Here is a 1,584-nt window from a genome sequence, read left to right as displayed (position 1 = left end):
AGAATTGGGACAGACTCAAGGTATTCAAAGAAGAAGGATTGATCGAATTTGATTCAAAAGGGATTGAAATCCTCCCTGCAGGTCTTCCCTTTATCCGGAATATCTGTATGGTTTTTGACCTCCGCATGCAGCAAAAAGAATCAGCGAAGTTTGGGTTTAGCAAGTCGATATAATTCTCATTATTCAATATTGATAACCAATTCGGCATCCAAGTTAGAAGCCAACTTCTTAGCTTTTTTGATAGCTTTATTCTTATTGGAATACACAAATGAAAACACAGGTTTGGAAGCATCCGAATATAGGAATGTCCTGAAATCGGTTACCTTTCCTGAAAAAGTCGGACTAATTCCATTCGGTGTGTTGGTGATAACATAGCTGTTTGAAATTACTTTTACTGTCGATATGTCGGGAAGATCTGCCCATTCACCAAATTTGTAACCTACAATTGAAAAATATTCTTTGAATCTTTTTTCGTTAAAATCGATAAGTGTACCACTGAAAGAAGATACGATTCCAAGTCCAATAACGATAGCACCCACTCCTACCCCTATAATCTTTTCCATAGAACTGCCACTTTCCATAAATAATGGGCTAAGCAAAGCAAATAAACCTGCTATTATCAGCACCGGCCCCAAGAGGTGAAGTCCGGAAACAAGGTTTCTTTTTTTGAAGTTGAATCTATTCATTGGAGGGTTTTTTCTGTAGTTCATGGATTTTTCAAACCTGGTTCTTCCCGGGTGATACAAGTCAAAAATTCAAAAAACCACTAGTTTAATTTCAATATAGCGCTTTTGCTTTTTTTAATAATTCTTTTGCTTTATCGACAGATAAGCAGCAAATGTTTCCATATGATTCCTTTCCGTTTTTAAACAATTGATAGGCATTTACAAAATTGTAGTATGCAGAGATCACTTTTGGGTTTTTCTTTGCTGCTATCAAGATATTGTATGAAATGGTTCTAAAGTCTTCATGAAAGATATCATCAACATATCGTTTTAACTCTTCATCATTGACAATAATTTCTTTATCTAACTTTTCTCTTAACCCTTTTCTTTGTGCTTTGGAATTCCTTCGGTCTATAAGATTTGTTACAATCCCCTTATTAACTGCTGTATAATCCTCTTGAGACCTAGCAGGAAATGCCATCAAAGAATTTCCTTTTTCATCATGGAATTTTCTTTTCACCTAAATGCGAAATGATCCTATCGGAGAAGTTGGTAATCAGTAATTAGCAAATTAGCTGATAGATTTAAACGAGTCGCTAATTTTCGAACCATGTCAAGCGTCAATCTACGCTTACGGTTCAAAATTTCCGACACCCTACTTTTCCCACCTATTTCAGGAATTAGATCAACTTGTTTAAGGTGCATTTCTTCCATCCGAATCTTAATCGCTTCGATTGGGTCAGGTGCTTCAATCGCATAATGTTTGTTTTCATAATCATCGACCATTAAACCTAGTATTTCAAGCAAATCACTCTCAGGAGTGCCACTTTTTGCATCAAAAATATCTTCTAATCTTTTCAAGGCGACTCTGTAATCTTCTTCTGTTTTAATTGGTTTTAAATTCATAATCATAAGATTT

At 35.3% G+C, this 1,584-nt stretch carries 3 protein-coding genes; all 3 read right to left on the bottom strand.

Annotation, left to right across the window (positions count from 1 at the left end; genetic code table 11):
* Window positions 1–179: 179 nt before the first annotated feature.
* Window positions 180–686 carry a hypothetical protein gene (locus ACEW8U_RS11875; RefSeq protein WP_373522259.1) on the bottom strand — a complete coding sequence of 169 codons (507 nt, stop codon included), beginning with the start codon at window positions 684–686 and terminating at the stop codon, window positions 180–182.
* A 91-nt stretch (window positions 687–777) separates the two neighbouring features.
* A complete protein-coding gene (locus ACEW8U_RS11870; RefSeq protein ID WP_373522258.1) occupies window positions 778–1,185 on the bottom strand; it encodes a hypothetical protein in 408 nt (135 codons plus the stop codon).
* 17 nt (window positions 1,186–1,202) lie between these two features.
* Window positions 1,203–1,571 (bottom strand): type II toxin-antitoxin system HigA family antitoxin, encoded by a 369-nt coding sequence (locus ACEW8U_RS11865; RefSeq protein WP_373522260.1) that lies wholly within the window; start codon window positions 1,569–1,571, stop codon window positions 1,203–1,205.
* Between the last annotated feature and the right edge of the window lie 13 nt (window positions 1,572–1,584).

The organism is Aquiflexum sp., from assembly GCF_041751335.1.
In the GTDB taxonomy this organism is placed as follows: Bacteria; Bacteroidota; Bacteroidia; order Cytophagales; family Cyclobacteriaceae; genus Aquiflexum.
Note: the sequence above shows the minus strand (reverse complement) of the source record. Positions and strands in the feature narration are given on the sequence as shown.

Excerpts from the sequence above, each read along its gene's own strand:
- ACEW8U_RS11875 (WP_373522259.1), bottom strand. The coding sequence starts at position 686 with ATGAATAGATTCAACTTCAAAAAAAGAAACCTTGTTTCCGGACTTCAC.
- ACEW8U_RS11865 (WP_373522260.1), bottom strand. The coding sequence starts at position 1,571 with ATGAATTTAAAACCAATTAAAACAGAAGAAGATTACAGAGTCGCCTTG.